11 protein-coding genes are annotated in these 26,715 nt (G+C 75.0%); all 11 read right to left on the bottom strand.

Annotated elements, in window-relative coordinates; all coding sequences use genetic code 11:
- Positions 1 to 105: 105 nt before the first annotated feature.
- A complete protein-coding gene (locus CRV15_RS06200; RefSeq protein WP_003961967.1) occupies positions 106 to 1,107 on the bottom strand; it encodes an agmatine deiminase family protein in 1,002 nt (333 codons plus the stop codon).
- Positions 1,108 to 1,136: 29 nt separating this feature from the next.
- Positions 1,137 to 2,828, bottom strand: a complete 1,692-nt coding sequence (locus CRV15_RS06205; RefSeq protein ID WP_003961966.1) for an urease subunit alpha — start codon at positions 2,826 to 2,828, stop codon at positions 1,137 to 1,139.
- Positions 2,825 to 3,187: a hypothetical protein gene (locus CRV15_RS06210; RefSeq protein ID WP_009997642.1), complete on the bottom strand. Its 363-nt coding sequence runs from the start codon at positions 3,185 to 3,187 to the stop codon at positions 2,825 to 2,827. Before CRV15_RS06210 ends, CRV15_RS06205 begins: the two co-directional genes overlap by 4 nt.
- The gene (gene ureA / locus CRV15_RS06215) at positions 3,184 to 3,867 is read right to left on the bottom strand and encodes an urease subunit gamma (protein WP_003961965.1); all 684 of its coding nucleotides are present in this window, start codon (positions 3,865 to 3,867) and stop codon (positions 3,184 to 3,186) included. The genes CRV15_RS06210 and ureA overlap by 4 nt, the downstream gene beginning before the upstream one ends.
- Positions 3,868 to 4,205: 338 nt before the next feature.
- A complete protein-coding gene (locus CRV15_RS06220; RefSeq protein ID WP_003961964.1) occupies positions 4,206 to 5,639 on the bottom strand; it encodes an amidase in 1,434 nt (477 codons plus the stop codon).
- Positions 5,640 to 5,655: 16 nt separating this feature from the next.
- The gene (locus CRV15_RS06225) at positions 5,656 to 6,663 is read right to left on the bottom strand and encodes a hypothetical protein (protein WP_003961963.1); all 1,008 of its coding nucleotides are present in this window, start codon (positions 6,661 to 6,663) and stop codon (positions 5,656 to 5,658) included.
- A 126-nt stretch (positions 6,664 to 6,789) separates the two neighbouring features.
- Entirely contained in the window at positions 6,790 to 7,701 is a 912-nt protein-coding gene (locus CRV15_RS06230) for an esterase/lipase family protein (protein WP_003961962.1), read from the bottom strand.
- Positions 7,702 to 7,806: 105 nt separating this feature from the next.
- The gene (locus CRV15_RS06235) at positions 7,807 to 9,000 is read right to left on the bottom strand and encodes an FAD-dependent monooxygenase (RefSeq protein WP_003961961.1); all 1,194 of its coding nucleotides are present in this window, start codon (positions 8,998 to 9,000) and stop codon (positions 7,807 to 7,809) included.
- The gene (locus CRV15_RS06240) at positions 8,997 to 9,926 is read right to left on the bottom strand and encodes an SDR family oxidoreductase (protein WP_003961960.1); all 930 of its coding nucleotides are present in this window, start codon (positions 9,924 to 9,926) and stop codon (positions 8,997 to 8,999) included. Before CRV15_RS06240 ends, CRV15_RS06235 begins: the two co-directional genes overlap by 4 nt.
- 2 nt (positions 9,927 to 9,928) lie before the next feature.
- Positions 9,929 to 11,533: a phthiocerol/phthiodiolone dimycocerosyl transferase family protein gene (locus CRV15_RS06245; protein ID WP_003961959.1), complete on the bottom strand. Its 1,605-nt coding sequence runs from the start codon at positions 11,531 to 11,533 to the stop codon at positions 9,929 to 9,931.
- Positions 11,530 to 26,694 carry a hybrid non-ribosomal peptide synthetase/type I polyketide synthase gene (locus CRV15_RS36265; protein WP_003961958.1) on the bottom strand — a complete coding sequence of 5,055 codons (15,165 nt, stop codon included), beginning with the start codon at positions 26,692 to 26,694 and terminating at the stop codon, positions 11,530 to 11,532. Before CRV15_RS36265 ends, CRV15_RS06245 begins: the two co-directional genes overlap by 4 nt.
- Positions 26,695 to 26,715 lie beyond the last annotated feature (21 nt).

Consider the following 26,715-nt stretch of genomic DNA (forward strand, 5'->3'; position numbering starts at 1 on the left):
TGCTCCGGGCCGCGCCCGTCAGCTCGATCATCCGTCAGTTCTACCTGATCCCCGGCCCGCCGGAGGCCGGTTTCCGCCCCTGGGGCCGTTCGCGGGGCCGCGCTCTCAGACGCGGGGCTGCTGCTGGGTGATGCAGTGGACGCCGCCGCCGCCCGCGAAGACGGGCCGGGCGTCGACGAGGACGACCTCGCGGTCCGGGTAGAGGCCGCCCAGGATCTTCGCGGCGTCGGCGTCCCGGGGGTCGTCGAAGGCGCAGAGGACCACTCCCCCGTTGCACACGTAGTGGTTGATGTACGAGTAGTCGGCCCAGCCGCCCTCCTCGTCGCGGACGGCGGTGGGCGCGGGGATCTCGACGACCTCGACGGCGCGGCCCCGGGCGTCGGTCTGGCCGCGCAGGAACGCCACGTTCTCCGCGCACAGCGCGTGGTCGGGGTGGTCGGGGTCGGGCTGGGTGTGGGCCACGATCACACCCGGGCCCGCGAAGGCGGCGACGATGTCGACATGGCCGAGGGTGCCGTAGCCGTCGTAGTCGGCGGTCAGTCCGCGCTTCAGCCAGATGGCCTTGGTGGTGCCGAGCCGGGCGTGGATCTCGGTCTCGACCTCCTGCCGGGTCCAGCCGGGGTTGCGCTCGGGGCCGAGCTGCACGGTCTCGGTGAGGAGGACGGTGCCCTCGCCGTCGACATGGATGCCGCCGCCCTCGTTGGTGAGCGGGGAGGGGTGGACGGGGACCTTGGCGAGGGCGGCGATCTCGCGGGCGAGGGCGGAGTCGTGCTCCCAGCGGGCCCACTCCTGTCCGCCCCAGCCGTTGAAGACCCAGTCCACGGCGGCGAGCCGGGCGCCGTCGCTGACGAAGGTGGGGCCGGTGTCGCGCATCCAGGCGTCGTCCAGCTCCCGTTCGACGAGGTCGATCCCCGGTCCGAGCAGTTCCCGGGCCTCCTCGGCGCCGCCCGGCGGCACCACCACGGTGACCGGCTCGAAACGGCGGACCGCGCGGGCCACGTCCGCCCAGGCCCGGCGGGCGACGGGCAGGAAGCCGGGGGTGAACGTGGTGTTGGGGCGCGGCCAGGCCATCCAGGTGCGCTCGTGCGGGGCCCACTCGGGCGGCATACGGAACACGGTCGGCAACTCCTGAGGTCCTAGAGGAAGTAGAGGCGGTTGAGGGAGATCGAGTCGGCGGGCCCGGAGCGGATCGGGTCGCCGTCGAGGGTGACCAGACCGGTCCGGGGGTCCACGCCCACGGCGCCGACACGGGAGTTGAGCAGCAGGTCGGCGGGGCCGATGCCGCGGGTGCCGCGGACGGCGACCCGGCGGCGGCGGGTGGGCATCCGGTCGGCGCCGCCGGCGAGGGCCGCCCCGGCGACGAAGGCGACGGAGATCTCGGCGGGGGTGGCGCCGTGCGCGCCGAACTGCGGCCCGAGCACCAGCGGCTGGCTGGTGTCGGTGCTCGCGTTGGGGTCGCCGGTGACTCCGTAGGCGGGGAAGCCCGCCTTCAGGACGAGCTGCGGTTTGGCGCCGAACCAGGCCGGGTGCCAGAGCACGATGTCGGCCAGTTTGCCGGGCTCGATGGAGCCGACCTCATGGGCGAGGCCATGGGCGACGGCGGGGTTGACCGTCAGCTTGGCGATGTAGCGCAGCACCCGGGCGTTGTCGTCGTGCGGGCCGTCGCCCGGCAGCGGGCCCAGCTCGGCCTTCATCTTCCCGGCCATGGCGAAGGTGCGGCGCACGGTCTCGCCCGCCCGGCCCATGCCCTGGGCGTCGGACGAGGTGATGCCGATCGCGCCCAGGTCGTGCAGGACGTCCTCGGCGCCCATCGTCCCGGCGCGGATGCGGTCCCGGGCCATGGCGGCCTCGCCGGGCAGATCGGTCTTCAGGTCGTGGACGGCGACGATCATCCCGTAGTGCTCGGCGACGGCGTCCCGGCCGAAGGGGAGCGTGGGGTTGGTGGAGGACCCGATGACGTTGGGGACCCCGGCCATCTTGAGGACGTTGGGGACATGGCCGCCGCCGCAGCCCTCGATGTGGAAGGCGTGGATGGTCCGGCCGTCCAGGACGCTCAGGGTGTCCTCGACCGACAGGCACTCGTTCAGTCCGTCGCTGTGCAGGGCGACCTGGACATCGTGCTCCTCGGCGACCCGGAGCGCGGTGTCCAGGGCCCGGGTGTGGGCGCCCATGTCCTCGTGCACCTTGAAGCCGCTCGCCCCGCCCTCGGCCAGCGCCTCGATCAGCGGGGCCGGGTCGGACGAGGAGCCCCGGGCGAGGAAGCCGATGTTCACGGGCCAGGCGTCGAAGGCGCTGAAGGCGTGGCGCAGCGCCCAGGGGGAGTTGACGCCCACGCCCCAGACCGGGCCGAACTCCTGGCCGATGACGGTGGTGACCCCGGAGGCGAGGGACGCCTCCAGGACCCGGGGCGAGAGCAGATGGACATGGGTGTCGACGGCGCCCGCGGTGGCGATCAGGCCCTCGCCGGAGACGATGGTGGTGCCGGTGCCGGTGACGACGTCCACGCCGTCGAGGGTGTCGGGGTTGCCCGCCCGGCCGATGCCCGCGATCCGGCCCTCGCGGATGCCGATGGAGACCTTGCGGATGCCCTGGACGGCGTCGATGACGAGGACGTTGCTGATGACGACGTCGCAGGTGTCGCGGACGGCGGCGGCCTTGAGGTGGAGTCCGTCGCGGGCGGTCTTGCCGAAGCCCGCGAGGAATTCGTCCCCGGGGAGCTGGGCGTCGGACTCGACCCGGACGACGAGTCCGGTGTCGCCGAGGACGACCCGGTCACCGGCCCGGGGGCCGTGGACGGCGGCGTACTCGCGGGGGTCGATCGCGGTCATCGGGGGCTCCGGGGGGCGGGGGCGGGGGCGGGTGCGGGGTCCTCGGCGCGGACGGGCCGGGCGGGGTTCCCGGCGGGGTTCCCTGCGCGGTCCTCGGCGCGGTCCTCCGGACGGGGCGGGGTGCCGGTCCGGCTTCCCCGGCCCGGCGATGTGCCCGCGCGGGCCTCTGGGCGGAACGGGGTGGGTCTGCGGGCCTGGGTCCCGGCGCGGCGGGAGAGCAGTCCGGTGGCGGCGGTCGCCGCGGCCACCACGAGCACGATCACCAGCAGCGAGAGCACGGGCAGGGACTGCTGCTGCGCGGGCCGGTCGCCGACCTGGGGGCGGGTGGTGACGGCGACGACGGCGATCACCCCGATCATCGGTCCGCCCCCAGATAGCCGCAGGCCGCGGCGCGGCGCAGGGCCTCCTCCTTCGCCCCGGGGGCGTCCAGCGGGCCGTCCACCAGACCGGCGAAGCCGATCATGACCCGGGCGCCGCCGACGGGGACGAGGCCGACCTCGGTCACGGCACCGGGGTCGAAGCGGACGGAGGAGCCCGCGGGGACGCACAGCCGCATGCCGTAGGCGGCGGAGCGGTCGAAGTCCAGCCGGGGGTTGGCCTCGAAGAAGTGGAAGTGGGAGGTGACACTCACCGGGACGGACGCGGTGTTGCGCACGGTCAGGCTGAGGACGGGTACGGACGCGGGTCCGGCCGGGCCGGGCAGGACGGCGCCGGGGGCCGTGTCGCCGAGGCCGCCCCCGCCGATGGGGTCGGGGACGACGGCGAGCCGGGTCCCGTCGTCGAAGACCGCCTCCACCTGGACCTCGGTGACCACGTCGGCGACGCCGGGCAGGACGTCGTCCGGGCCGAGCACGGAGCGCCCCGCCGCGATGGCGTCGGCGAGCCGCAGCCCGTCACGGGCCGCCTCGCAGACGGTGTCGGCGATCAGCGCGGTCGCCTCCGGGACATTGAGTCTCAGCCCCCGGGCCCGGCGGGCCCGTGCCAGCTCGGCGGCGCCGAAGAGCAGCAGCCGGTCCCGTTCGGTGGGGGTCAGTCGCATCCCACCGCACCTCCTTCCCGGGCGGCCGTCCGCAGGAGCGGTGCCGCATTTAGAGCAGCACTCTAACGGGGAGGCAAGGGGAGGGGAAGGTTTTGCGCCGAAATATGGAACGCTGCTCGAAAACGGTGCCGGTCAGGGCCGCGGCGCGGGGCAGAGCGCGGGGGCTGGGGCCCATACCGGAAGGACCGCGCACGGGGCAGGGGCCCGTACGGAGGGACCGCCTGCGGGGCAAGGACGCGTGCGGAGAGCCCGCGCGGGGCAGGGGCCCGTACCGACGCGACCGCCGCCGTACCCCGGGCGGGGGACGGCGGCGGGTCACCGCACAGCGGGCCGGCGGGTCACCAGATCGCGGGGTGCCGGGTGTGCCACGGCCGGGCGGCCTCCAACTGGGCCGAGAGGGAGACGAGCAGCGCGTCGTCGCCGTAGCGCCCGCTCAGCATCACGCCGATCGGCAGCCCCTCCTCCGTATGGTGCAGCGGCACCCCCACCGACGGCTGGCCGGTGGCGTTCTGGAGCGAGGTGTACGGGCTGAACGCCATCACCGCCGCGAACTCGGCCTCCGGGTCCTCGTCGTTCCGCAACCCTCCGACCGGCGCGGGCGGCTGGGCCAGGGTCGGCGAGAGGATCACGTCGTACGAGGAGAAGACCTGGTCCGCGAGGAACTGCCCCACCGCGCGGAAGTGCGCCATGGCGGTCACGTACCGCAGGCCCGGCACCCGCGCGCCGCGCTCGCGCAGATGGCGGGTGAGCGGCATCAGCTCCTCCTCCTGCCCGGGCGGCACGGGGAAGGTCGCGGCCATCACCTCCCACACCGCGACGAAGGAGTCCAGCAGCGCCTCGTCGGCGGGGAGTTCCAGCTCCTCCACCCGGTGTCCCAGCCCGCGCAGCAGTTCCGCCGCGTCCTCGCAGGCGGCCCGGCAGTCGGCGTGCACCGGCACCCCCGGTATGGGCGGCTCCACCAGCACGGCCACCCGCAGGGTGCCCGGGTCCCGCCGCGCGTACGCGGAGAAGGTCTCCCCCGGCGGCAGCGCGGGCGCGTCGTACGGGGCGCCCGGCATCAGCCCGGACAGGATGTCGAGCAGGGCTGCGGCGTCCCCCACCGTCCGGGCGAGGGGGCCGTGGGTGGCGAGCCCGCTCACGTCGTGCAGGAGCGGACCGCCGCTGACCCGGCCCCGGCTCGGCTTGATGCCGAAGAGACCGCAGACCGACGCGGGGATGCGGATGGAGCCCCCGCCGTCCGTGGCCTGGGCGACCGGGGCGAGTCCCGCGGCCACCGCTGTCCCCGCTCCCCCGCTCGACCCGCCGGCCGAACGCTCCAGGTCCCAGGGGGTGCGCGCGGGCGGCGCCAGCCGGTTCTCGGTGTGGTTCGGCAGACAGAACTCGGGGATGTTGGTCTTGCCCAGCAGCACCGTCCCGGCCGCGCGCAGCCGGGTGACCACATGGTCGTCCCGCTCCGACACATGGCCCGCGTACACGGCGGAGCCCAGGGTGCAGCGCACCCCGGCCACCTGGTTGAGGTCCTTCACCGGGACCGGGACCCCGTGCAGCGGGCCCAGTTCCCGCCCCTCCCGCCGTGCGGACAGGGCCTCGCCCTCGGCCTCCTTGGCCTGTTCCCGGGCGAGTTCGGGAGTGCAGGTGAGATACGCGCCGACGGTGTCGTTCAACCGGTCGATGCGGGTCAGATAGTGCTCGGTCAGCTCGACGGGCGAGACGGTTCCGCTCCGGATCGCGCCCGCCTGTTCGAGGGCTGTCAGATCATGCAGCTCGGCCATGGTCCTCCCTGGTCGGTCACGGATCGGTCCTGGCAGGCGCGTCCCGCTCCGGCAGGGGTTCCGTGGGGGGTGGTGGGGTGGTCGCGGGGGCCGCGGGTCCGGCGGCTCCGGCACGCCAGCGGCCCCAGGTGCCCAGACACATCGCGGCGGACAGCACCAGGACACCCACCAGGGTCTCCCCCGACTGGTGCAGCCGCGGATCGAGGAACTGGGCGATATAGGTGATCAGCAGATTGGTCCCGAAGAGCATCGAGACGGTGATCGGCTCGGTCCGCATGATCCCCTGCTGGAGGAGGTAGATCGAGACGATCACACCGACGAGGCTGATCGCGAGGATCGCCAGGACGTTCCTCGGGGTGTAGGTCTCGTACCCCTCCCGGGCGACCAGCAGGACGGGCGTCGAGACGAGCAGCAGGACGAAGCGGGTGGCCAGGATCTGCCGTACGGTCATGCCCGCCTCGCCCAGACGCTTCGTGTAGTACGTGATCCCGGAGAGCGAGGTGGACGCGAACACGCACACCACGACGCCGAAGACCAGCGCACCGCCGGAGATCTCGCCGATGGCGGAGGAGCCCCGGAAGGCCGCGAGCAGCAGGAAGCCCATGGCCGCCAGCATCCCCGCGGCCGCGGCGATCTCCAGCGGCAGCGCCTTGACGCCGGGCCGCAGCCGGAAGCCCAGCAGGATGGTGATCGCCGGGACCAGCCCGTTGATCAGCGCGTTGACCACGGCGGGCTCCAGCACCGTGAACGCGTACAGGAAGGCCAGCCAGCAGACGGCGGTGGAGATGTTGAGCATCACGACGTCGGACAGGCACCGCCGCACATCGGCGAGGAGCCCCCGTTTGTCCGGCAGGGTCAGCAGATAGAACGCCTGGGCGAGCGCGAAGGAGTTCACCACGATGAACTCCGGGGACAGGCTCTGGACCAGGGACCCTTCGAGCACCGACTTCAGCGAGTTGATGACGCAGTAGCCGAGGACGAACAGCGGGCCCACGAGGGCGGCCCGGCGGTCGGACGGGATCATGGCCGCCCTCTCCGCCGGGGCGCCCGGCGCGGGGCGCCGCCCTCGGGGGGTCCTGCCGAGTGCGTGTGGTTCATTCCGCTCCTACGCCGGACCGGGCCCGGTGGTCCCGGTGTCCGCCGTCATCGGTCACTTCCAGCCGGGGAAGTAGGGGTCCACCCGGAAGGCGGGCACCGGCTTGGCGTTCTCCGGGTCGAGCGCGTTGAGGACGTGCAGCCAGGCACGCTTGTTGTAGATGATCCCGGCGTGCTCGCACAGGTCCTCCGGGCAGCCGTCCTGGAGCAGGATGTTGGTGACGTTGTCACCGTCCAGGAACGCCTTGCGGTAGGGCGTCACGATCTGGTCGTGCTCGGTCATGATCACGGTGTACTGCGGTCCGGGCCGGGTGTCGCCCTTGCCGTAGATCAGCTCGACCATGTCGGAGTCCGGGGCGCCCTGGTCGCAGAGCGGGAAGACCTTGCGGGCCATCAGGTCATACATCCGGGGGGTGGCGTTCCGCATGACATAGGTGAGGGTGCTGAACGAGACGCCGTGGTTGGACGGGGCTATGGACACCGCCTTCTCGACATTCGGGTAGCCCTCCAGGACGTTCAGGTAGTACTGCATCAGCAGACCGCCGCCGCCGGAGTGGCCCACCAGGTCGATCTTGGGAACCCCGGTCAGCTCCTTGATCCGCTCGACCTCGGCCGCCAGCTCCCGGCCCGCGACACGCAGATCCGAACAGCCGTGGAACGGGACGTTGAACTTCTCCGCCCACTTCGGCTTGCCCCAGTTCATGGTGTACACGCAGTAGCCGTGGTTGCGCAGGAACGGGGCGCCGGCCTGGAAGTTGAACGACTGGTTCGACATGAAGGCGTGCAGCAGCAGCACCGGCCGCGGGTGCTCCTCCGTGGGCCGGAAGTCGGGGTCGTTGGCGCCCGGCGGAGGCACGTCGGGGGTGAGATAGGCGCGTACTCCGGCGCGCATGTCCCACGGCACGGGCAGCGGGCCGTCCTCGGGGACCTCGGCGGGTACGGGCTCGGTGTCCGTTCCTGCGGGCATGGTGGGGCCTCCTCGTGGCGTTCGTGGTGTTCGTGGCAACAGGGGCGTGCGGGTGGTGCGGGTGGTGCGGGTGGTGCGGGGCGGATGTCCCGGGCGCGGCCCGGGTCACGCCGTCAGGCCGTGCCGCATGGGCTCGATGTTCCGGCTGCGGACCGCCTCGTCGGGCGCGTATCTGATGACCAGGTCGCGCAGGAGGACGGCGATCGGGTTCTGGAGCTGTTCCAGATGGCTCAGCCGCCGTGAGGCGGAGACGAGCCAGCGGGTGCGCTCACGGCGCTCCGCCTCGTACTGGCGCAGGGCCGTGACGGGGTGGGGCGCGGTCGCGAGGTGGCGGGCGAGGGCGTGGCCGTCCTCGATCGCCGTACCGGCGCCCTGGCTGAGGCTGGTGAGCATGGGGTGGGCCGCGTCCCCGACGAGGGTGACGGGGCCGGTGCCCCAGGTGGTCAGGAAGGTGCGGTCCTGGGCGGGCACACAGACGATGTCGGATCCGGGGGTCGCCGCGATGGCCGCCCGGACCTCCTCGGCCCAGCCGTCGAAGCAGCGGAGGATGTCCTCCTTGGTACCGGCCCAGCGCAGTCTGCGGCGGCCGGGGGTGTTCTTCGTCCCCCACCAGTAGGCGCGGCCGTCGCCGATGTCCATCAGCCCGAACCGCTGTCCCCGGCCCCAGAAGTGGGCCGCGGCGCCGCGCGGCAGCCGGGGGTGGGCGAAGGGCACGGTCGCGATCCAGCAGACATAGCCGTGCTCGTGGATCGGCTCGGGGCCGGGCCCGGTCATCCGGGCGCGGACGGCGGAGCGGATGCCGTCCGCGCCGACGAGGACGTCACCGGTGGCGGTCCGGCCGTCGGCGGCGCGGATCGTGACGCCGGTGCCGGTGCCGGTGCCGGTGCCGCCGGTGTTGTCGGTGTTGTCGGTGTTGTGGTAGTCCGTCAGCTCGAAACCGTAGTGGACGGGGGTGTCCCCGAGGCCGTCCCGGAGCAGGGCGGCCAGTTCGCTGCGGCGGACGTTGACGACCGGGGAGCCCAGTTCCTCGGAGATCGACCGGATGGGGATCTCCCGCATCAGGGTGCCGTCGGCGGCGCAGACGCGGAAATGCTCGCAGACCCGTCCCACACCGGCCTCGGGCAGGCCGAGGCCGAGTTCACCGAGGACCCGGGTGGCGTTGCTGGTGATGCCGAGGCCGCCGCCGGAGACCACGGGCCCCGGGGCGGCCTCGAAGATCTCGGCCTCGATGCCCCGTGAGCGCAGGGCCACGGCGGTCGTCAGCCCGCCCACGCCCGAACCGGCCACGAGGACCTTCATCGGCTCTCCTCCCGGGCCGCGCTCCGGGAGGGCGCGGCGGTGTCCGCGGTGCGGAACTGGCTGCGGATCACCGAGTCCAGCGCCCGGTCCGGCAGCAGCCGGGCCGCGACCGAGGCCACCCAGGCGTCGGGGCCGACGCGGTAGCGGGTGCGGGGCCGCTGGGCCGTCATGGCGTGCGTGATCGCGGCGGCGACCTGCTCGGGGCGGGTCCTGCTGGTGCGGGCGCGCTCCTCATTCTGGCGGACGAAGTCCTCGAAACGGGCCCGGTAGACCTCGGCGATGTCGGCCGGGGCGGCTTCGAGGACCCGGCGGGCGCCGTCCGAGACCTTGGACCAGATCGGGGTCATGACGGCGCCGGGCTCGACGACGGAGACACTCACCGACCGCGGGTCCAGCTCCCGGCGCAGGGCGTCCGATATGCCCTCCTTGGCGAACTGGGAGGCGGCGTACGGGCCGAGGAAGGGGGCCGCGACCCGGCCGATGCCGGAGCTGACGTTGACGATCCGGCCCGCGGGGACCGCGGAGGGCGTCCCGGCGGAGCGGAGCCGCAGCAGCGGCAGGAACGCCTGGATCACGGCGACGGTGCCGACGAGGTTGACCTCCAGCTCCGCCCGCAGCGCGTCGGGCGACACGCACTCCAGCGGCGCCGAGACACAGATCCCGGCGTTGTTCACCAGGCCGTGCAGGCCCGCCGGGCCGGTCTGCTCGCGTACCTCCTTGCAGGCGACGGAGACCGCGTCGGACGAGGTGACGTCCAGGATCAGCGGGCGGACCCCCGGGATCTCACGGGTGAGCCGCTCCGCGGTCTGCGTGGACCGGACCCCGGCGTACACCGTGAATCCGGTGTCGGCGAGGGCCCGCGCGGTCGCGTGGCCGAGCCCCGACGACGCACCGGTGACGAGGACCGCGCCTCGACTGTTCGCCATGATCAACCTTTCGTTCTCGTGGTGCCCGGCGCGAAGGCGCGGCCGGGGGCGGTTTCCGGCTGCCCGCCGGGGCGGATGCCCTGGAGGAGGAGATGGACCGCCTGGTCCGTGATCCGCTCGGCCCGGTCCCGGGGCAGGGCGCCGTCGATATGGGTGACGTTCCAGTGGAGCGTGCCGTGGGTGGTGTTGACCGCGGCGACGAGACAGCCGCTGACCGAGATCCCGGCGATGAACTGGGCGCCGCTCAGCCGCCAGGAGCCCGCGCGGGCGGGGAAGTCGTACCGCCCGATGTTGGAGAGGCAGACATTGCCGGGGCCGGAGCCGTCGATCATGGCGATGGTGCGGGCGCTGTCCGCGACCGAGCGCGGGCAGATGGCGCGCAACAGGGAGACCAGGGCGAGGGCGTGCTGGAAGCGTCTGCTGCGGCGCAGGGACCGGAGGGCGCCGCGGGCGGCGCTCCACAGGTCGGCGCCGGGGCCGACGGGGACGTGGGAGGGGACGGTGGCGACGTAGGCGCCCGCGTCCTCCTTCTCGACGCGGGGTGTGAGCGCCCCGCGGAAGTCCACGGGCGACCCGACGGTGACGCTCGCCGCGCGTCGGCGCGACCCGTCCGCCTCCGCCTCGGCGTCGGCCACCGCGAGCGCCATCGCGGCGGCGAGGGCGCTGTGCACGGTCACGCCCTCCTCCCGGCACCGGCGCACCAGCAGGTCGAGCTGTTCCCCGGACAGCTCGCGCCGGATGAGCCGGGTCCGGCGCAGCTCCGGCGGTACGGGGGTGCTCGGCCGCAGCCGCCGGGGCCTGGCCCGCACCGCCGCGAACTGATCCGCGACGGTCCAGGCGGCGCAGTGCAGCACCCTCGGCAGCCCGGCGACCCGCCGCGGCAGCATCTCCTCGGGCGCGGGCAGCACCGGCCGCGGCCGCCCGGGGCCGGGGCCCGCTCCCTCACCCGCGTCCGGGGTTCCGCCGACGGGTGCAGCGGTCCCCGGTGGCGCAGCGGCGGAGACCGCGGGGGCCGAGCCCTCGGCGCCCTGCGCGGGTGCGGCGGTCCCCGGTGGTACGGCCGAGGGCTCGGCGGGGCCGGGGGCCCGGGGGCCCGCTTCGGCGGCCGCCAGGTCGACCACGCGGCGGAGGAGTTCGAGGGCGGTGGTGCCGTCGGCGATGACGTGGGAGACCGTCAGGACCAGGTCGTGGCAGGCGTCGGGGGAGCCGGGGGTGCCCTGGGCGATGTCGGTGAGGCGGGCGAGCGGGCCGGTGCGCCAGTCGACCGGGGTCGCCAGTTCGATCGCGTCGACCTCCTCCTCCCACCGCCGTGGCGCGGATTCCCCGCAGCGGACGGTGCGCACCGGCAGCCGGGGGTCGCGCGCCCCGACGAAGCGCGGATCGCCGCCGTCCGGCCCGGCGGTGACGGCGACCCGCAGCAGCGGGTGCTCCGCGACGAGGCGTTCGCCCGCCCGGGCGAGGGCCCCCTCGGGCACGGTGCCCTGGACCCGTACCCGGGCGACGACGTTGAGCGGCGAGATCTGGTCGCAGATCCAGTACCACCGCTCCATGGGGCTCAGGGGCCGCCTGATCTCACCGGCGGTCGGGGTGTCCGCGGCCGCGTTCACCGGCCCTCCTCCGTCCGGCCGGTACCGCCCGTGCGGCCGTCGCGCGGGGCCGCCAGCGCCGCGCCGAGCCGGGCGGCGACCGCGGCCACCTGCGGATCGGCCATCATCGTCAGATGGTTGCCCGGCACGGTCACCGTCTCGACCGCGCCCGGCGCCCAGTGCCCCCATCCGTTGTCGGGGCTGCCGACCATGCTGCCGAGGGTCCGGTGGGCGACCTCGAACGCGTTCGGCAGGGCGTCGGCGGCCCGCAGCACCAGCAGCGGTCGCCGGATCGGCGCGACCCGGTACTCCATCGTCGCCCGGTAGTTCGCCCGGAACACCTCGTACAGCCTGCGCAGCAGCCGCGGTGAGCCGTCCTCGGGCAGGATGCCCAGCCGTACCGTCCGCCGGAAGACCGCGTCGAAGAGTTCGTCCGGACCGCGTCCGGCGGTCTCCAGGCCGTCGTCGGAGTCGGTCTCCCCGACCGCGTACCACAGCAGCTCCCGGAAGAACATGACGATCAGCTCCTCCTCGCCGAAGCCCCGCCGGGGCCCCTCACCGAGCGCCATGGTGTCGAGCAGCGTCAGCGTCGGCACCGCGTCCTCGCCGAGGCGGCGGGCCATCTCGACGGCCACATAGCCGCCGAAGGACCAGCCCGCGAGGTGGACGGGGCCGCTCGGCCGCACCCGCCGTATCGCCTCGATGTACGCGGCGGCCAGCGCCTCCATCGAGCGCAGCGGCTGGTGTCCGGGCTCGGCGCCCGCCGCCTGGAGCCCGTACACGGGTCTGCCGGGCGGCAGGTGCCGGACCAGGTCGTGGTAGCACAGGACGCTGCCGCCGATCGGGTGGACGAGGAACAGCGGCTCGCCGTCGCCCTCCGTGCGCAGCGGCACCACCGGGTCGAACACGGAGCGCGTGTCCTGGGAGCGGACGACGGCGGCGAGGTCCCGCGCCGTCGGCGCCGCCAGGAAGGCGGGGAGCGGCAGTTCGACGCCCCAGCGCCGGGCGATCGTCATCGACACCCGCACCGCCCCGATGGAGGTGCCGCCCGCGTCGAAGAAGCTCCGGTCCGGGCCGAGCCGGTCGACCCCGGCGAACTCCGCGAGCACGGCCGCGAGGTCGCTCTCCAGGTCGTCCCCCGGTTCCCCGGGCCGTCCGCCGCCGACCGCGTCGGCGGCGGAGGTCCCGGACGCGGCCAGGGCCCGCAGCGCCGCGTCGTCGCGCTTGCCGCTCGGTGTGAGCGGCATGGCGTCGATCCACCGGTACTGCGCGGGCACCATGTGCGACGGCAGGGCGGAGCGGAGGGCGGTGCGCAGCGCCTCGGTGTCGGCCTGTCCGGGGTCCCCGGTCAGGAACGCCTGGAGCACGGCGTCGGAGCCGCCGAGGGAGCGCGGGACGACGGCCACCTGGCCGATGCCCGGGCGGTTGGCCGCGTGGTCGAGGACGGCCAGTTCGACCTCGGCGCACTCGACGCGATAGCCCCGCACCTTGACCTGCCCGTCCGCCCGGCCCAGGCAGACGATGTCCCCGTCCGCGAGGGCGATCCCGATGTCCCCGGTGCGGTAACGGGTCTGCCCCGTGGGGCCGGTGTCGAACCTCTCGGAGGTCAGCTCCGGCCGCTTCTCGTACCCGAGGGCGACGCACGGGCCCTCGACGTGGATCTCGCCCGGGGTCCCCTGCGGGACGGGGCGCTTCCGCGCGTCGAGCAGGGTGACGACCGCTCCGGTCACGGGCGTCCCCACGGGCGGCAGCGCGGGCAGGTCGCCGGGGGCGCCCAGGAGCCGGTGCGCGAGGACGACATGGGTCTCGGTCGGCCCGTACTGGTTCTCCAGGACCAGCTCCGGGAGGGCGGCGCACAGCGCGCGGATCTCGGGGGTGATCCGGAGCTGTTCGCCCGAGGACGCGATCACCCGCAGCGAGGGCGGATAGGTGCCGGTGGCCTCCGCCACCTCGGCCAGCGCCTGGAGGGCGACATACGGCAGGAAGACCCGCTGGACGCCGCCGTCGGCGATGGTCTTGAGCACGGCGGCCATGTCGTGCCGGGTGCCCTCGGTGAGCAGATGCAGGGTGCCGCCGCCGCAGAGCGTGGAGAAGACCTCCTGGAAGAAGACGTCGAAGCTGAGCGGGGCGAACTGGAGGGTGGTGACGCCCACCCCGCCGGTGGCGCGCCGGTTCTGCCAGTCGATCAGGTTGGTGAGCGCGCGGTGCGGCATCACGACGCCCTTGGGTTCACCGGTGGAGCCCGAGGTGAAGAGCACATAGGCGGCGTCCTCGGGGGCCGGCCGGGGCAGCGGGGGCGCGCCCCCGGCGCCGTCGGTGGTCCCGTCGGGCGCGCCGAGCAGTTCCTCCGGGGCGCACACCCCGTCCGTCCCGGGGACCGGACCGCCGGGGCCGCTCTCCGCGACGGTGAGCCACGGCTCGGCGACGGCCAGCATGGCGCGGATACGGGCGTCCGGGTAGTCCGGGTCGAGCGGGACGACGGCCGCCCCGGCGCGCAGCACGCCGAGCACCACCGCGAGCAGTTCGACCGAGCGCCGCATCCGGACCGCGACCCGGGCCCCGTGCGGCAGGCCCCGGGCCAGCAGGGCCTGGGCCACCGTGTCGGCGGTGTCGGTGAGTTCGCGGTACGTCCAGCGCTCGGCCCGGTCCGGGCCGCCGCCGACGACGGCGGTGTGCGCCGGGTGCTCCATGGCGGTCCCGGCGAACAGCTCCGTCACCTCACGGTGCCGCAGCACCGCCGGGTCCACGGCTTCGTCGGGTCCGCGCACCAGCTCGGCGAGGACGGCGGTGAGGAGCCGGGCGAACTCCGCGCACTGGGCCGGGGTGAGCCCGTCCTCCCCGGTACTGACGCGCAGCGCGAGCCGCCCGTCGCGCGGGTCGACCAGCGCGGTCGTCAGCAGTCCGAAGTTGGTTCGCTCCAGCACCTCGACATCCGTGAGCGCGATCCGTCCGTCGCCGAGGAGTTCGTTCAGCCCGTGGTAGTTGACGAAGTTGAACGCGGTGTCGAAGACGGGCCCGCCGCGCTCCGCGATGAGCGTGCCGACGGGGAGCCGCCGGTACGGGAAGGCGTCCCGCTCCCAGCGGGCCACGTGCTCGACGGCCTCGCGCCAGGTGCGCCCGTGGCTGTCGAGCCGGACCGGGACGGTGTTGAGGAAGAGTCCGGCGACCTCCTCGGCGCCGGGCCGCTCGGGCCGGGTGTGGGTGACGCACCCGGTGGTGACGTCGTCCGTCGCCGTCATCGCGCCCAGCGCCAGGCAGTGCGCCGCCAGCAGCACGGACTTGACCGGCAGGCCGCCGCGCCGCGCGAAGTCCCTGACGGCCCGGTCCAGCCACGCGGGCAGCGGACGCAGCCGTCCGTCGGCGGCGGACGGGCCGTCCGGCGCCCCGTCGGCGGCGGTCCGCACGACATGGGCGCGCTGCGACTCGACAGTGGTGGCGGTGGAGCCGTCGAGCACCCGCTCCCAGAACCGCCGTGCCTGGGCGTCGCCGCGCGCGGCCCGTTCGGCGCGGGCGTGCTCGGCGAGCAGATACGTCAGCGGTACGGACCCGGCCGCCGGGTCGTCCGCCGGGTCGCGGCCGTCGGCGTACGCGAGGTAGTCGCGGAGGAGTCCGCTCATGAGCTGGGCCACGCTCCAGCCGTCCAGCAGCGCGTGGTGGAAGCTGAACACCAGGTCGGCGCCGTCCGGCCGGACGAACACCCGCATGCGGTACAGCGGTGTCACCCGCTGCGCCGCCGCGTCGAGCAGCGGATACGCGGCCCGGTGCATCCGGTGGGCGTACGCGGCGGGCTCACCGGGGCCGGTGGCCTCCGGCGCCGTGATCTCCAGCGCGTCCGGTGCGCCGGGTGCGTCCGGCGCATCCCCTGCGTGCGCCGTGTCCGGCCCGTCCGGCACATCTGATGTGTCCGGCATGTCCGGGAAGACGATCTGGAGCGGTGTGGACCGGCCCGTCACATCGAAGCCGGAGCGCAGCGCGGGCTGCCGCCGCACCATCCGCCGGTAGGCACGGCGGAAGGCGTCCTCGTCCCACGGCATCCGCAGCCGGTACCGGAACACGTCCTTGTACAGCGGGGACTCGGCGCTCTCCAGGCTGTGGTAGACCATGCCGAGCTGGAGCTGGGAGGCGGGGAAGGCGTCCTCCACGCCGTGCAGCGAGGCCCGGTCGATGAGCGGGACGAGGTCGAACGGGGCGGTGACCGCGGGGTCCGGGCCCCGGCCGGTTCCGGGTGCCGCCGGGCCGCCGGACCGCGCGGACTCCGCCATGGACTCCGCCGCGGACTCCACCCGGGCGGCGAGGCCCGCGACGGTGGGCCGGGCGTAGAACTGGTCGAGGTCGAAGCGGAATCCGCGTTTCTCGGCCTCGGTCCGCAGCCGCAGCGCCAGGATCGAGTCCCCGCCGACGGTGAAGAAGTCGTCGTGGACACCGAAGGCGCGGGTTCCGAGGACGCTCCGCCAGATCTCGGTCAGCTCCCGCTCGGCGGGGGTCCCGGCGCCCTCCGGCTCCCCGGCGCGCCCGGGGCGTTCCCGCGCGAGCAGCGCCCGCCGGTCCGTCTTGCCGCTGCGGGTCAGCGGCAGCCGGTCCAGCCAGACGAACTCGGCCGGGATCATGTACGGGGGCAGCAGCGCGGCGAGGGCGTCGACGAGGGCGGCGGTGCGTGCGGAGCCCGGGGTCGTGCCCGGGGCTGTGCCCGGGGCTGTGCCCGGGGTCGTGCCCGGAGCGGTGGCCTGGGCCGCGTCCCGCGGTTCGCCGGGGACGAGGAAGGCGAGGAGCCGGGTCCCGTCCCCCGTCCGCTCGTCGGCGACCGCCGCCGCCGCGACCCCCGGGCAGCGCGTCAGCGCGTTCTCGATCTCGCCCAGGGTGACCCGGTTGCCGCGCACCTTGACCTGGTCGTCGACGCGGCCGAGGTAGTCGAGGGAGCCGTCCGCGAGCCAGCGGGCGAGGTCCCCGGTGCGGTAGCGGCGGCGCTCGGGCAGCGCGGCGTCACGGACGAAGACCTCGTCGGTCAGATCGGGGCGGCCGAGATAGCCGCGGCCCACGCCGACGCCCGCGATGTTCAGCTCGCCGGCCACCCCGACCGGGCAGCGGCGGCCCGACCCGTCGAGGACCATCAGGGCGATGTTGTCGATGGGGCGGCCGATGGGCACCCGGTCGAGCGGGCCGTCGGCCGGTATCTCGTGGAACGAGACGTCGACGGCCGCCTCCGTGGGGCCGTAGAGGTTGACCAGCCGGGCACCGGTGTTCCCGGCCGCCGCGAACACCGTGCGGAAACGTTCCGCGAGCGCGGGCGGAAGGGCCTCGCCGCTGGCGAAGACCCGGCGGATGGTGCGGATCTGCTCGGCCGCCTCCGGCCGCTGCTCCAGATGGTCGAGGAACGGGCCGAGCATCGACGGGACGAAGTGCAGCACCGTCACCCCGTGGCGGGCGACGGCCGCCGCCAGCTCCCTCGGGTCGCGCTCCGCCCCCGAGGGCGCGACGGCGACCCTGGCCCCGGTCTGCGCCCACCACATCAGCTCCCACACCGACACGTCGAACGTGGTCGGGGTCTTGTGCAGGATGACGTCGTCGTCGCGCAGCGGGTACTGCCGCTGCATCCACGCGAGACGGTTGACGACGGAACGGTGCTCGATCATCACCCCCTTGGGGGTGCCGGTGGAGCCCGAGGTGTAGATGACGTACGCCAGGTCCGTGGGCCGGGTGGTGGCGGGCGGCGGGTCCGCCGGGGCGGTGGCGCCGCCCGGTGCGGCCGGGTCCAGCGCCCGGATGCCCAGCCCGTCGAGCAGCCCGTCGAGCAGCCCGTCCGCCTGTGGCGCGCGGATCGCGAGGCGCGCCCCGCAGTCCGTCAGCAGGGTGCGGACGCGCTCGCGCGGGTGCCCCGGGTCGACGGGGACGTAGGCGCCGCCCGCCGCGTGCACGGCGTGCACCGCGACCAGGAAGTCCACGGAGCGCGGCAGCAGCACCGGTACGCACTCCTCCGGCCGGATTCCGGCCTCCCGCAGCCGCCGCGCCAGGGCGGCGACACGGCCGTGGAACTCCTCGTACGTCAGCCGGTGCCGCCGTCCCTCGGTGTCGCAGGCGACGACGGCCGTGCGGTCCGGGGTCCGCGCCGCCTGCTCCAGGAAGAGGCGGTCCAGGGTGGCGGTCTCGTCGAGCGGGGCCGTGTGCGGACGTTCGAAGCCCTGGACGCGGGCCGTCTCGGCGGCGTCGAGCAGCTCCAGCGCGAGCAGCGGCGCGGCGGGGTCGCGCAGCCCCCCGTCGAGCAGCCGGACGAGGTGCCCCATGGCCGCGTCGAGGGAGAACGACGCGTCGAAGACGTCGTCCGCGTAGAAGACGTCCACGTCGAGCGAGCCGTCGCTCTCGTGCTCCCGGACGACGACGTTGACCGCGTCGAGCGAGTAGCCGGAGGAGAGCACGGTCAGATCGACGTCGGACCGGCGGTCGAACGGGTTGTCGGGGACGGTGATGTACGAGTACGTGACGTCGAACAGGGCCGGGGTGCGGCGGCCCGACTCCGCCCGCAGCGCGGCGAGCAGATCGCTCAGCGGGAGCCGCTGGTGGGCCGTGAGGTCCCAGACGCCGGAGCGCACGCGGTCGGCCAGGTCGAGCAGGGTGTCCTGTTCGCCGACGGGGATGTGCAGGGGCAGGATGTTCGCGACGTTCGACATCGTCGTCAGTTCCTCGGGGGTCCGCCGGTTGAGCAGCGGGATGCCGAGGACGATGTCGCCGTCGCGGTGCACCCGGCGCAGACAGGCCGCGAGCGCGGCGGCCGTGACCGAGAACACGGAGCGCCCGGTGGCCCTGATCCGGTCGGCGGTGGGGGCGTCGACATGGACGGACCGCCGGAGTCTGCGGTGGCCCGCGACGGTCGCGGTCCGCGCGAACAGGGCGGGGTCCAGCCCGCTGACGGTGGCGGCCAGGGCGTCCCGGTCGGCCGCCCAGTCCGCCGAGGCGCGGTACGCCTCGTCGGCGGCGACGGTGTCGAGGCAGCTCGGCGCGGGTTCGGCGGGGCCCTGGCCGGGCAGCGGGGACTCGTAGTGGCCACAGACCTCCCGCAGCATGAGGTTGATGCCCCAGGCGTCGGCCGCGACATGGTGGAAACGGCAGTACACGATCAGCGAGTCCGCGTCGTCGACGAGGATCGTCGCCTGTGCGAGCGGCCCGTCGAGCGGGATCACCGCCCCGGTCGTCCGCGCGATCCACTCCTGGCACGCCGCCCGCGGATCGGCCGCGTCCAGGAACGACACGACCTCGACGTCCGGGTACGCGTCCGGCACCCACTGCCGCCAGGTCTCACCGTCCGCCACCAGCCGCAGCCGCATGGCGTCGTGCCGGAGCGCGACCCGCCGGATCGCCGCCCTCATCCGCTCGACGTCGTGGGCCCCCGTGAGCCGGAGATAGCCGCTGGGCTGCGCGACGGCCCGATCCCGGTAGGTCAGCGCGACGGTCACGACGTCCTGCTGGTACTGGCTCAACGGCGCGCTGCCGCGCGGGCCCGGTTCCGCCTGCGGGGGCGGGGAGGCCACGGCCGTGCCCTCCGACCCGGCGACAGCGCCCGGGGCCGGGCCCTGCGGCGAGGCCGGGGCCTGGGCACCCGGAACGGCCTGCGCGGCGGAGGCCGGAGCCCCCGGCACGGACAGGGCAGCAGCGCCCGAGCCCGGAGCCCGCGCATCACCGGGCACCACCGGGGCCGAGCCGTCCGGCACGGACGAGAGAGGCACAGCCGTACTCTCCGGCCCGGCGACGGCACCTGCGGGCAGGGCGGACGCGGACGGAGCCTGCGGCTGAGCCACAGCAGGCGGCGCGGACGCGGAAGCGGGGGCCGCAGATACGGCCGCAGCCGGGCCCTGCGGCTGGGCAGCACCCGCCCACGCACCAGCACCGTCCAGGGCCGGGCCCACCGGCACGGGCTGCGGAGACACAGCCGCGCTCTCCGTCCCGGCCGAGGTCGAGGGCCTAGGCACGGGCAGGGGTGCGGAGGCCGTGGCCCGTGAGTCCGCCGGAGCGGCCGGGGGCAGGGGGTGGGCCGTGGCGGGTCCGGCGGGGGCGGGGAGGAGGGTGAGGAGGTGGCCCACCAGGGCCGTCGGGGTCTTGAAGTCGAAGACCGCGTTCGTCGAGACGGGGAGGCCCACCGCCTTCTTCAGCCGGTTGCGGAAGGCCACCGCCCCCAGCGAGTCGAAGCCGAGGTCCTTGAAGTGGACGTCGTGGCCGACGGCTTCGGCCGTCTCGTGGCCGAGTACCGCCGCCGCGACCGTGCGGACCGCCGCGAGCAGCGCCGTGCGCCGTTCGTCGTCGGACATCCGCGCCAGGTCGTCGCCGAGCGTGGCCGCCGGGCCCGTGTCCGCGGCCCGTCCGGTGCTCGCCGTGCGGAGTCCGGGGCGGGCGAATCCGCTGAGGACGGCGGGCAGTTCGGCGCGCCCGGTCGTCGGCGGGGTCAGCCGGGCCGGGACGAGCAGTGAACGCCCGGTGTCGAGCGCCGCGTCGAAGAGGGCGAGCCCCTCGTCCGAGGAGATCGGCAGGAAGCCCAGGCGCCGCAACCGGGCGTGGTCGCGTTCGTCGAGGTGGCCGGTCATCCCGGTCTCCTGCGCCCACACGCCCCACGCCAGGGACGTCGCCGCCAGTCCGCGCTGCCGCCGGTGCTCGGCGAGCGCGTCGAGGAACGTGTTCGCGGCGGCGTAGTTGGCCTGTCCGGCGGAGCCGAGGATGCCCGCCGCCGAGGAGAAGAGCACGAACGCGGCGAGATCCGCGTCCCGTGTCGCCTCGTGCAGATGCCACGCGGCATCCAGCTTCGGCCGGAGCACCCGGTCGACCTGGTCCGCGGTCATCGCGCTGAACACGCCGTCGTCCAGCACACCGGCCGCGTGCACGACCGCCGTCAGCGGATGGGCGGGCGCCACGTCCGCGAGGACGGCGTCGAGGGCGGGCCGCTCGGCGGTGTCGCAGGCGGCGATCCGCACCTCCGCGCCGAGCGCGCGCAGCTCCGCGCCGAGTTCCCGCGCCGCGGGCGTGTCCGGTCCGCCGCGGCTGAGCAGCAGCAGGTGCCGTACGCCGTGGCGGGTCACCAGATGGCGGGCGAACAGACCGCCGAGCACCCCCGTACCGCCGGTGATGAGCACGGTGCCCCCGGGGTCGAGGGCCCTCGGCAGGGTGACGGCGAGCTTCCCCGTGTGCCGGGCCTTGCCGAGGAGCGTCAGCGCCTGCGGCAGGTGCCGCACATCGCGCACGGACACTGGCAGCGGACGCAGCACCCCCCGTTCGAACAGCGCGCCGAGCGCGGACAGCATCTCCCCGGTCTCGGCGGGTCCCACCTTGGTGAGGTCGAAGTGCTGGTAGCGCACGCCCGGGTGGTCCCGGGTGATCCCCTCGGCCGCGCGGATGTCGGTCTTGCCCAGTTCGACGAAGTGCCCGCCGCGCGGCAGCAGCCGCAGCCCGGCGTCGACGAACTCGCCCGCGAGCGAGTTGAGGACGATGTCGACCCCGGCGCCCCCGGTCGCCCGCAGGAACTCCTCGGCGAAGTCCAGGGCGCGCGAGTCGGCGGTGTGCGCCTCGTCGACGCCCAGCGCCCGCAGGGTGCCCCACTTGGGGCGGCTCGCGGTGGCGAAGACCTCGGCGCCCCAGTGGCGTGCGAGCTGGATCGCCGCCATGCCCACACCGCCGGTCGCGGCGTGCACGAGGACCCGCTGCCCGGGGGCGACCGGGGCCAGGGTGCGCAGCGAGCAGTAGGCGGTGAGGAAGACCGCCGGGGTGGACGCGGCCTGTTCGAAGGACCATCCGGCGGGGAAGCGGGCGAAGTAGCGGTGGTCGCGGACGACCCGCGGGCCGACGCCGTAGAACATGCCCATCACGCGGTCGCCGGGCCGCAGCGCCGTGACATCGGCGGCGGTCTCCACGACCACGCCCGCGCCCTCGTTGCCGAGGTCGACGCCGGGGTCCGGGTAGAGCCCGTACGCGATCATGACATCGCGGAAGTTGAGCCCGTGGGCGCGGACCGCGACCCGGACCTCGCCGGGCGCGAGCGGCCGGGTGGCCTCGGGCCAGGGCTTGAGCGCCATGTTGCCCGCGTCGAGCGTGCCGCCGCCGAGGGTGCGGAGCTGCCAGTCCGGCTCCGGGAGCCGTTCGAGCCCGCCGATCGGGGTGCCGGTGACCCGGGAGACCCGGGGCGCGTGGGCCACGCCCCCGCGGACGGCGAGCTGGGGTTCACCGGTGGCCAGGACCTGGGGTATCCGTTCGTGCCAGCCGGTCCAGTCGTCGACGTCGACGAGGACGATCCGGCCGGGGTGCTCGGTCTGCGCGGTGCGCAGCAGCCCCCACACGGGGGCGTGTGCCAGGTCGGTGACGTCCTCCCCTGGGCCGGTGGACACGGCGCCCCGGGTGACGACGACGAGGGTCGTGGCCCGGTCGAACGCGGGGTCGGTCAGCCAGCGCCGGGCGGCGTCCAGCACGGTGGCCAGCGCCTGCCGGGCCCGCCGCGGAAGGGACCCGGGGGACGCGTCCGTTCCGGCGGGTCCGCTGTCGGTGACACAGCGCAGGACGGCGGCGCCCGCGGTGCCCCCCTCCGCGACCCGGGCCCACTCGGCCCACTCCACCGGCACCGCGGCGGGCTGCGGCACCACCGGCCAGTCGAGGCCGAAGAGGGAGTCGCGCGTGCCCTGTCCGACGGTGCGGATGCGGTCGCGGGCGATGGGCCGCAGCGTCACCGTGCCGACGGTGCACACGGGCTGTCCGTCGGGGTCGGTGAGCGTGAGCGTGCAGGTGTCGGGGGTGAGCGCGGCGATCCGTACCCGCAGGGTGGAGGCGCCGACGGCGTGCAGGCGCACCCCGGCGAGCGCGAACGGCAGCCACACCCGCTCCGGGTCGTCCTCGCGCCCGGAGTCGACGTACTCCAGTGTGTGCAGGGCGGCGTCGAGGAGGGCGGGGTGGACGCCGAACTGCCCGGCGGCGACCCCGTCGGGCAGCGCGATCTCGGCGTGGACCTCGCCGTCCCGGCGCCAGAGCGCGCGCAGCCCCCGGAAGGCGGGCCCGTACTCGTAGCCGCGGGCGGCCAGCCGCTCGTAGCTGTCGGAGATGTCGACGGGCTCGGCGCCCGGCGGCGGCCAGGCGGCACCGGCGGCGGGCTCGTCGGTGGCGGCGGGCGCCGGGGCGAGGGCGCCCTCGGCGTGCTTGGTCCAGGGGGCGCCGGACGCCCCGAAGGCCCCGGGGCCGGGCGGCTGCGCGGACGCCGGGCGGGAGTAGATCCGCACCCCGCGTCCGTCACCGCCGTCCGCGCCGTCGGCGCCGTCCTCGCCCGGGGCTCCGACCGTGACCCGGAGGTCGACGGCGGTGTGCTCGGTGATGACGAGCGGTTCGTGGAGCACCAGCTCCGTGAGGGCGGGGCAGCCGCTGTGCTGTCCCGCGGTGAGCGCCAGTTCGGTCAGGGCGGTACCGGGCAGCAGGACGACGCCGTTGACGGCGTGGTCGGCGAGCCAGGGGTGGGTGGCGAGCGAGAGCCGCCCGGTGAACTGGAACTCGTCGTTCTCGGGGTGGTCGTGCGCGGCGGCGAGGAAGGGGTGGTCGAGCCCGCCGCCCCCGGCCCCGGCCGCCGCGGCGTTCCGCGCCCCCGTGTCGGGCGCCAGCCAGAAGTTTCTGCGCTGGAAGGCATAGGTCGGCAGGTCCACCGGCCCGGGGCAGTCCGCGTCCGGGTGCGGTACGAGATCCGCCGCCCCGCCCGCCGTGTGCACCTCGGCGACCGAGGTCAGCAGCCGCCGCGGACCGCCCTCCTCGCGCCGCAGAGTGCCGGTGACGAGATACGGCTCGTCGGTGGCGCCCGCCGTCTCCTGGAGGGTGTCCTCGATCCCGGCCGTGAGCACGGGATGCGGGCTGACCTCGATGAAGATCCGGTGCCCCCGCTCGTACGCGGTCCGCACGGCCTGCTCGAAGCGGACCGTGCGGCGGAGGTTGCGGTACCAGTACCCGGTGCCGAGACCGGTCGTCGCGACGGGCTCCCCGGTGACGGTGGAGATGAACCCGGTGGCGGTGTCCATCGGCGCGATGCCGTCGAGCACCCGGTGCAGGGTCTCGTCCAGCTCCTCGACATGGGCGGAGTGGGAGGCGTAGTCCACGGGGATGCGGCGGATGCGGATGTCCTGCTCCGCGCAGTCCCGTTCGAGTGCGTCGAGGGCGGCGGCGTCGCCGGAGACCACGGTCGAACGGGGTCCGTTGACGGCGGCGATCCCGATCCGGCCCGGCCGGGGGGCGAGCAGCCGTTCCACGTCGGCGGCGGGCAGCGCGAGCGAGGCCATGCCGCCGGTGCCCGCGAGGGCGGTGATGGCCTTGCTGCGCAGGGTGACGACCTTGGCGGCGTCCCGCAGCGAGAGCGCCCCGGCGATGTGCGCGGCGGCGATCTCGCCCTGGGAGTGGCCGATGACGGCGGCGGGGGTGACCCCGTACGCCTGCCAGCAGCGCGCGAGGGAGACCATGACGGCGAACAGCGCGGGCTGGACCACGTCCACGCGGTCCAGTCCCGGCGCGCCGGGCCGGGAGCGGAGCACGTCCAGGAGCGACCAGTCGGTGAACTCGGCGAAGGCGCGGTGGCAGTCCTCGATCGCGGCGGCGAAGACGGGGTGGGTGTCGAGGAGTTCGACGGCCATGTCCGCCCACTGCGAGCCCTGGCCGGGGAAGACGAGGACGGGGCCGCTCGCGAGGGCGGCCCGGCCGGTGACGACGGCGTCGTGCGGCCGGTCCCCGGCGAGGGCGGCGAGGGCGGCGACGGCCTCCGGGTGGCCGTCCGCGACCACCACGGCCCGGTGGTCGAACCGGGCGCGGCCCGTGGCCAGGGTGTGGGCGACATCCGGCAGCGGCAGCCCGGCCCGCTCACCGAGCCACGCCGACAGCCGGGCCGCCTGCTCGCGGAGGGCGGCCTCGGACTTCGCGGAGAGCACCAGCGGCACGGGGCGCGCCGTCGCGTCACCGCCCCCGGGCCGGGCGGGACCGGGGGCGGCGGGACCGGGGACGGCGGGACTCCCGCCCGGCCCCAAGGCCACGGCAGCCACAGCCGGCCGGCCGGACAGGGCGGCCCCGACGGGACCGGCGGGACCGGCAGCCCCGGAGTGCACAGCGGACCCGGCAGGCCCAGCAGAACCGGCGGCCCCGGTGGACGCGGTGGCCTCAGGCTGCTCGGTGGACGCGGCAGAAGCGGCACTCACCGACACCGTGGCGGACACCGCGGCCACGGACGGCCCACCGGAGGCGGCGGGGTCAGAGGAGACCGGAGTCACAGCGGACACGGCCCCCTCGTCCTGCGCGGCGGCCACACCGGGCGCGGCAGGCGCGGACAGCCCACCGGGTGCCACGGCCCCAGGGGTCGTGGCGGATACGGACAGCACGGCAGCCGCAGCGGGGACAGCAGCGGCCATGGACGGCTCACCGGAGGCGGCGTACTCAGCGCCCACGGGCAGCGCTGAGGAGACAGCGGCCACCGACGGCGCAGCGGCCATGGCAGACACACCGGCCCCAGCAGACGCGGACAGCCCACCAGCGGCCACGGACTCGGAGGTCGTGGCAGCCACGACAGCCGCAGACCGCTCGGCGGCGGGATCAGAAACGACCGGGGTCACAGCGGACGCAGCGGCCTCGTGCCGCGTCCCGCCCCCGGCAGACACGGACAGCACACCAGCGGCAGCAGAATCCGGGACCACAAAGGCCAGGGGCTGCCCGCCATCCCCATCAGCCCCAGCAGGCACCGCGGCCATGGACGGCACGTCCACCACAGACCCCACGGCACCCGCCGTCGGCGCCTGCTCCACGATCACATGCGCGTTCGTCCCGCTGATGCCGAAGGACGACACGGCCGCCCGGCGCGGCACCCCGGCCGGGCGGGTCGGCCAGGGGCGGGTCTCCCCCACCACGCGGACGGTGCCCGCCGACCAGTCGACGGCGTCGGTCTGCCGCGTCAGATGGAGGGTGCCGGGCACCTCGCCGTGGCGGATCGCCTCCACCATCTTGATGATCCCGGCGACGCCGGACGCGGCCTGGGCGTGTCCGATGTTCGACTTGACCGACCCCACGAGCAGCGGGTCGTCCGGGCGGTGCGCGGCCCCGTAGGTCGCGATGAGGGCGCGGGCCTCGATCGGGTCGCCGACCCGGGTGCCCGTGCCGTGGGCCTCGACGACGTCGACATCGGCGGCGGTCAGCCCGGCGTCCGCGAGCGCTTCCCCGATGACCCGCCGCTGACCGTCCTCGCTGGGCGCGGAGAGCCCCTCGGACGCGCCGTCCTGCGCGATCGCGGTGCCGCGCAGCAGCGCGAGAACGGTGTGGCCGTTGCGGCGTGCGTCGGAGAGCCGTTCCAGCACGAGGACTCCGGCGCCCTCCGAGACCCCGAAGCCGTCGGCGTCGGCGGAGAAAGGTTTGCTCATACCGTTCGGCGCGAGCGCGCCGAGATGCCCGAAGCCGACGAAGATGCTCGGCGCGCAGACCACGTTGGCGCCGCCCGCGAGCGCGAGGGAGCAGTCGCCCGCCCGCAGCGCGCGGGCGGCGATGTGGACGGCGGCGAGGGAGGACGAGCAGGCGGTGTCCACGGTGACGGCGGGGCCTTCGAGCCCCAGGACGTAGGAGACCCGGCCGGAGGCCACACTCGGGGTCGTCCCCGTCGTCAGATGTCCGGCGTGCTCCTTGTCCCCCGCGTACACCCGGGGGCCGTACTCCTGCGCGACGACACCGAAGTAGACCCCGGCGGGGGTGTCCGCGAGCCGCGTCGGGTCGATCCCGGCGTGTTCCAGGGCCTCCCAGGAGACCTCCAGCAGCAGGCGCTGCTGGGGGTCCATGGCCAGGGCCTCACGGGGGCTGATGCCGAAGAAGGACGCGTCGAAGTCGCCGACGCCGTCGATGAAGGAGCCGCCCTGGACATAGGTCGAGCCCGCGGCCTCGGGGTCCGGGTCGGTGAGCGCGGCCAGGTCCCAGCCCCGGTCGGCGGGGAAGCCGGGGGCGGCGGCGTTCCCGCCGCGCGCGGTGAAGTCCCACAGCTCACCGGGGGAGGAGGCGGAGGGGAAGCGGCAGCCCATGCCGACGATCGCGATGGGGTCCCCGGTGCCGGAACTCCCCGGCGTGCCCGGCGTCGACTGCTCCGACGCGCCACGTGCCCACGGCAGCTCGGGAAGGCTGGACGACGCAGTCGGCTTCCGGTGGTGCGGCAGTGACGAACGACGTGTCGACATGGCACCGACAGTAACCACGGA

This window comes from Streptomyces clavuligerus (assembly GCF_005519465.1).
Taxonomy (GTDB): Bacteria; Actinomycetota; Actinomycetes; order Streptomycetales; family Streptomycetaceae; genus Streptomyces; species Streptomyces clavuligerus.

Coding starts and splice junctions, on each gene's coding strand:
- CRV15_RS06200 (WP_003961967.1), bottom strand. CDS start 1,107: ATGCCGCCCGAGTGGGCCCCGCACGAGCGCACCTGGATGGCCTGGCCG.
- CRV15_RS06205 (WP_003961966.1), bottom strand. CDS start 2,828: ATGACCGCGATCGACCCCCGCGAGTACGCCGCCGTCCACGGCCCCCGG.
- CRV15_RS06210 (WP_009997642.1), bottom strand. CDS start 3,187: ATGATCGGGGTGATCGCCGTCGTCGCCGTCACCACCCGCCCCCAGGTC.
- ureA (WP_003961965.1), bottom strand. CDS start 3,867: ATGCGACTGACCCCCACCGAACGGGACCGGCTGCTGCTCTTCGGCGCC.
- CRV15_RS06220 (WP_003961964.1), bottom strand. CDS start 5,639: ATGGCCGAGCTGCATGATCTGACAGCCCTCGAACAGGCGGGCGCGATC.
- CRV15_RS06225 (WP_003961963.1), bottom strand. CDS start 6,663: ATGATCCCGTCCGACCGCCGGGCCGCCCTCGTGGGCCCGCTGTTCGTC.
- CRV15_RS06230 (WP_003961962.1), bottom strand. CDS start 7,701: ATGCCCGCAGGAACGGACACCGAGCCCGTACCCGCCGAGGTCCCCGAG.
- CRV15_RS06235 (WP_003961961.1), bottom strand. CDS start 9,000: ATGAAGGTCCTCGTGGCCGGTTCGGGCGTGGGCGGGCTGACGACCGCC.
- CRV15_RS06240 (WP_003961960.1), bottom strand. CDS start 9,926: ATGGCGAACAGTCGAGGCGCGGTCCTCGTCACCGGTGCGTCGTCGGGG.
- CRV15_RS36265 (WP_003961958.1), bottom strand. CDS start 26,694: ATGTCGACACGTCGTTCGTCACTGCCGCACCACCGGAAGCCGACTGCG.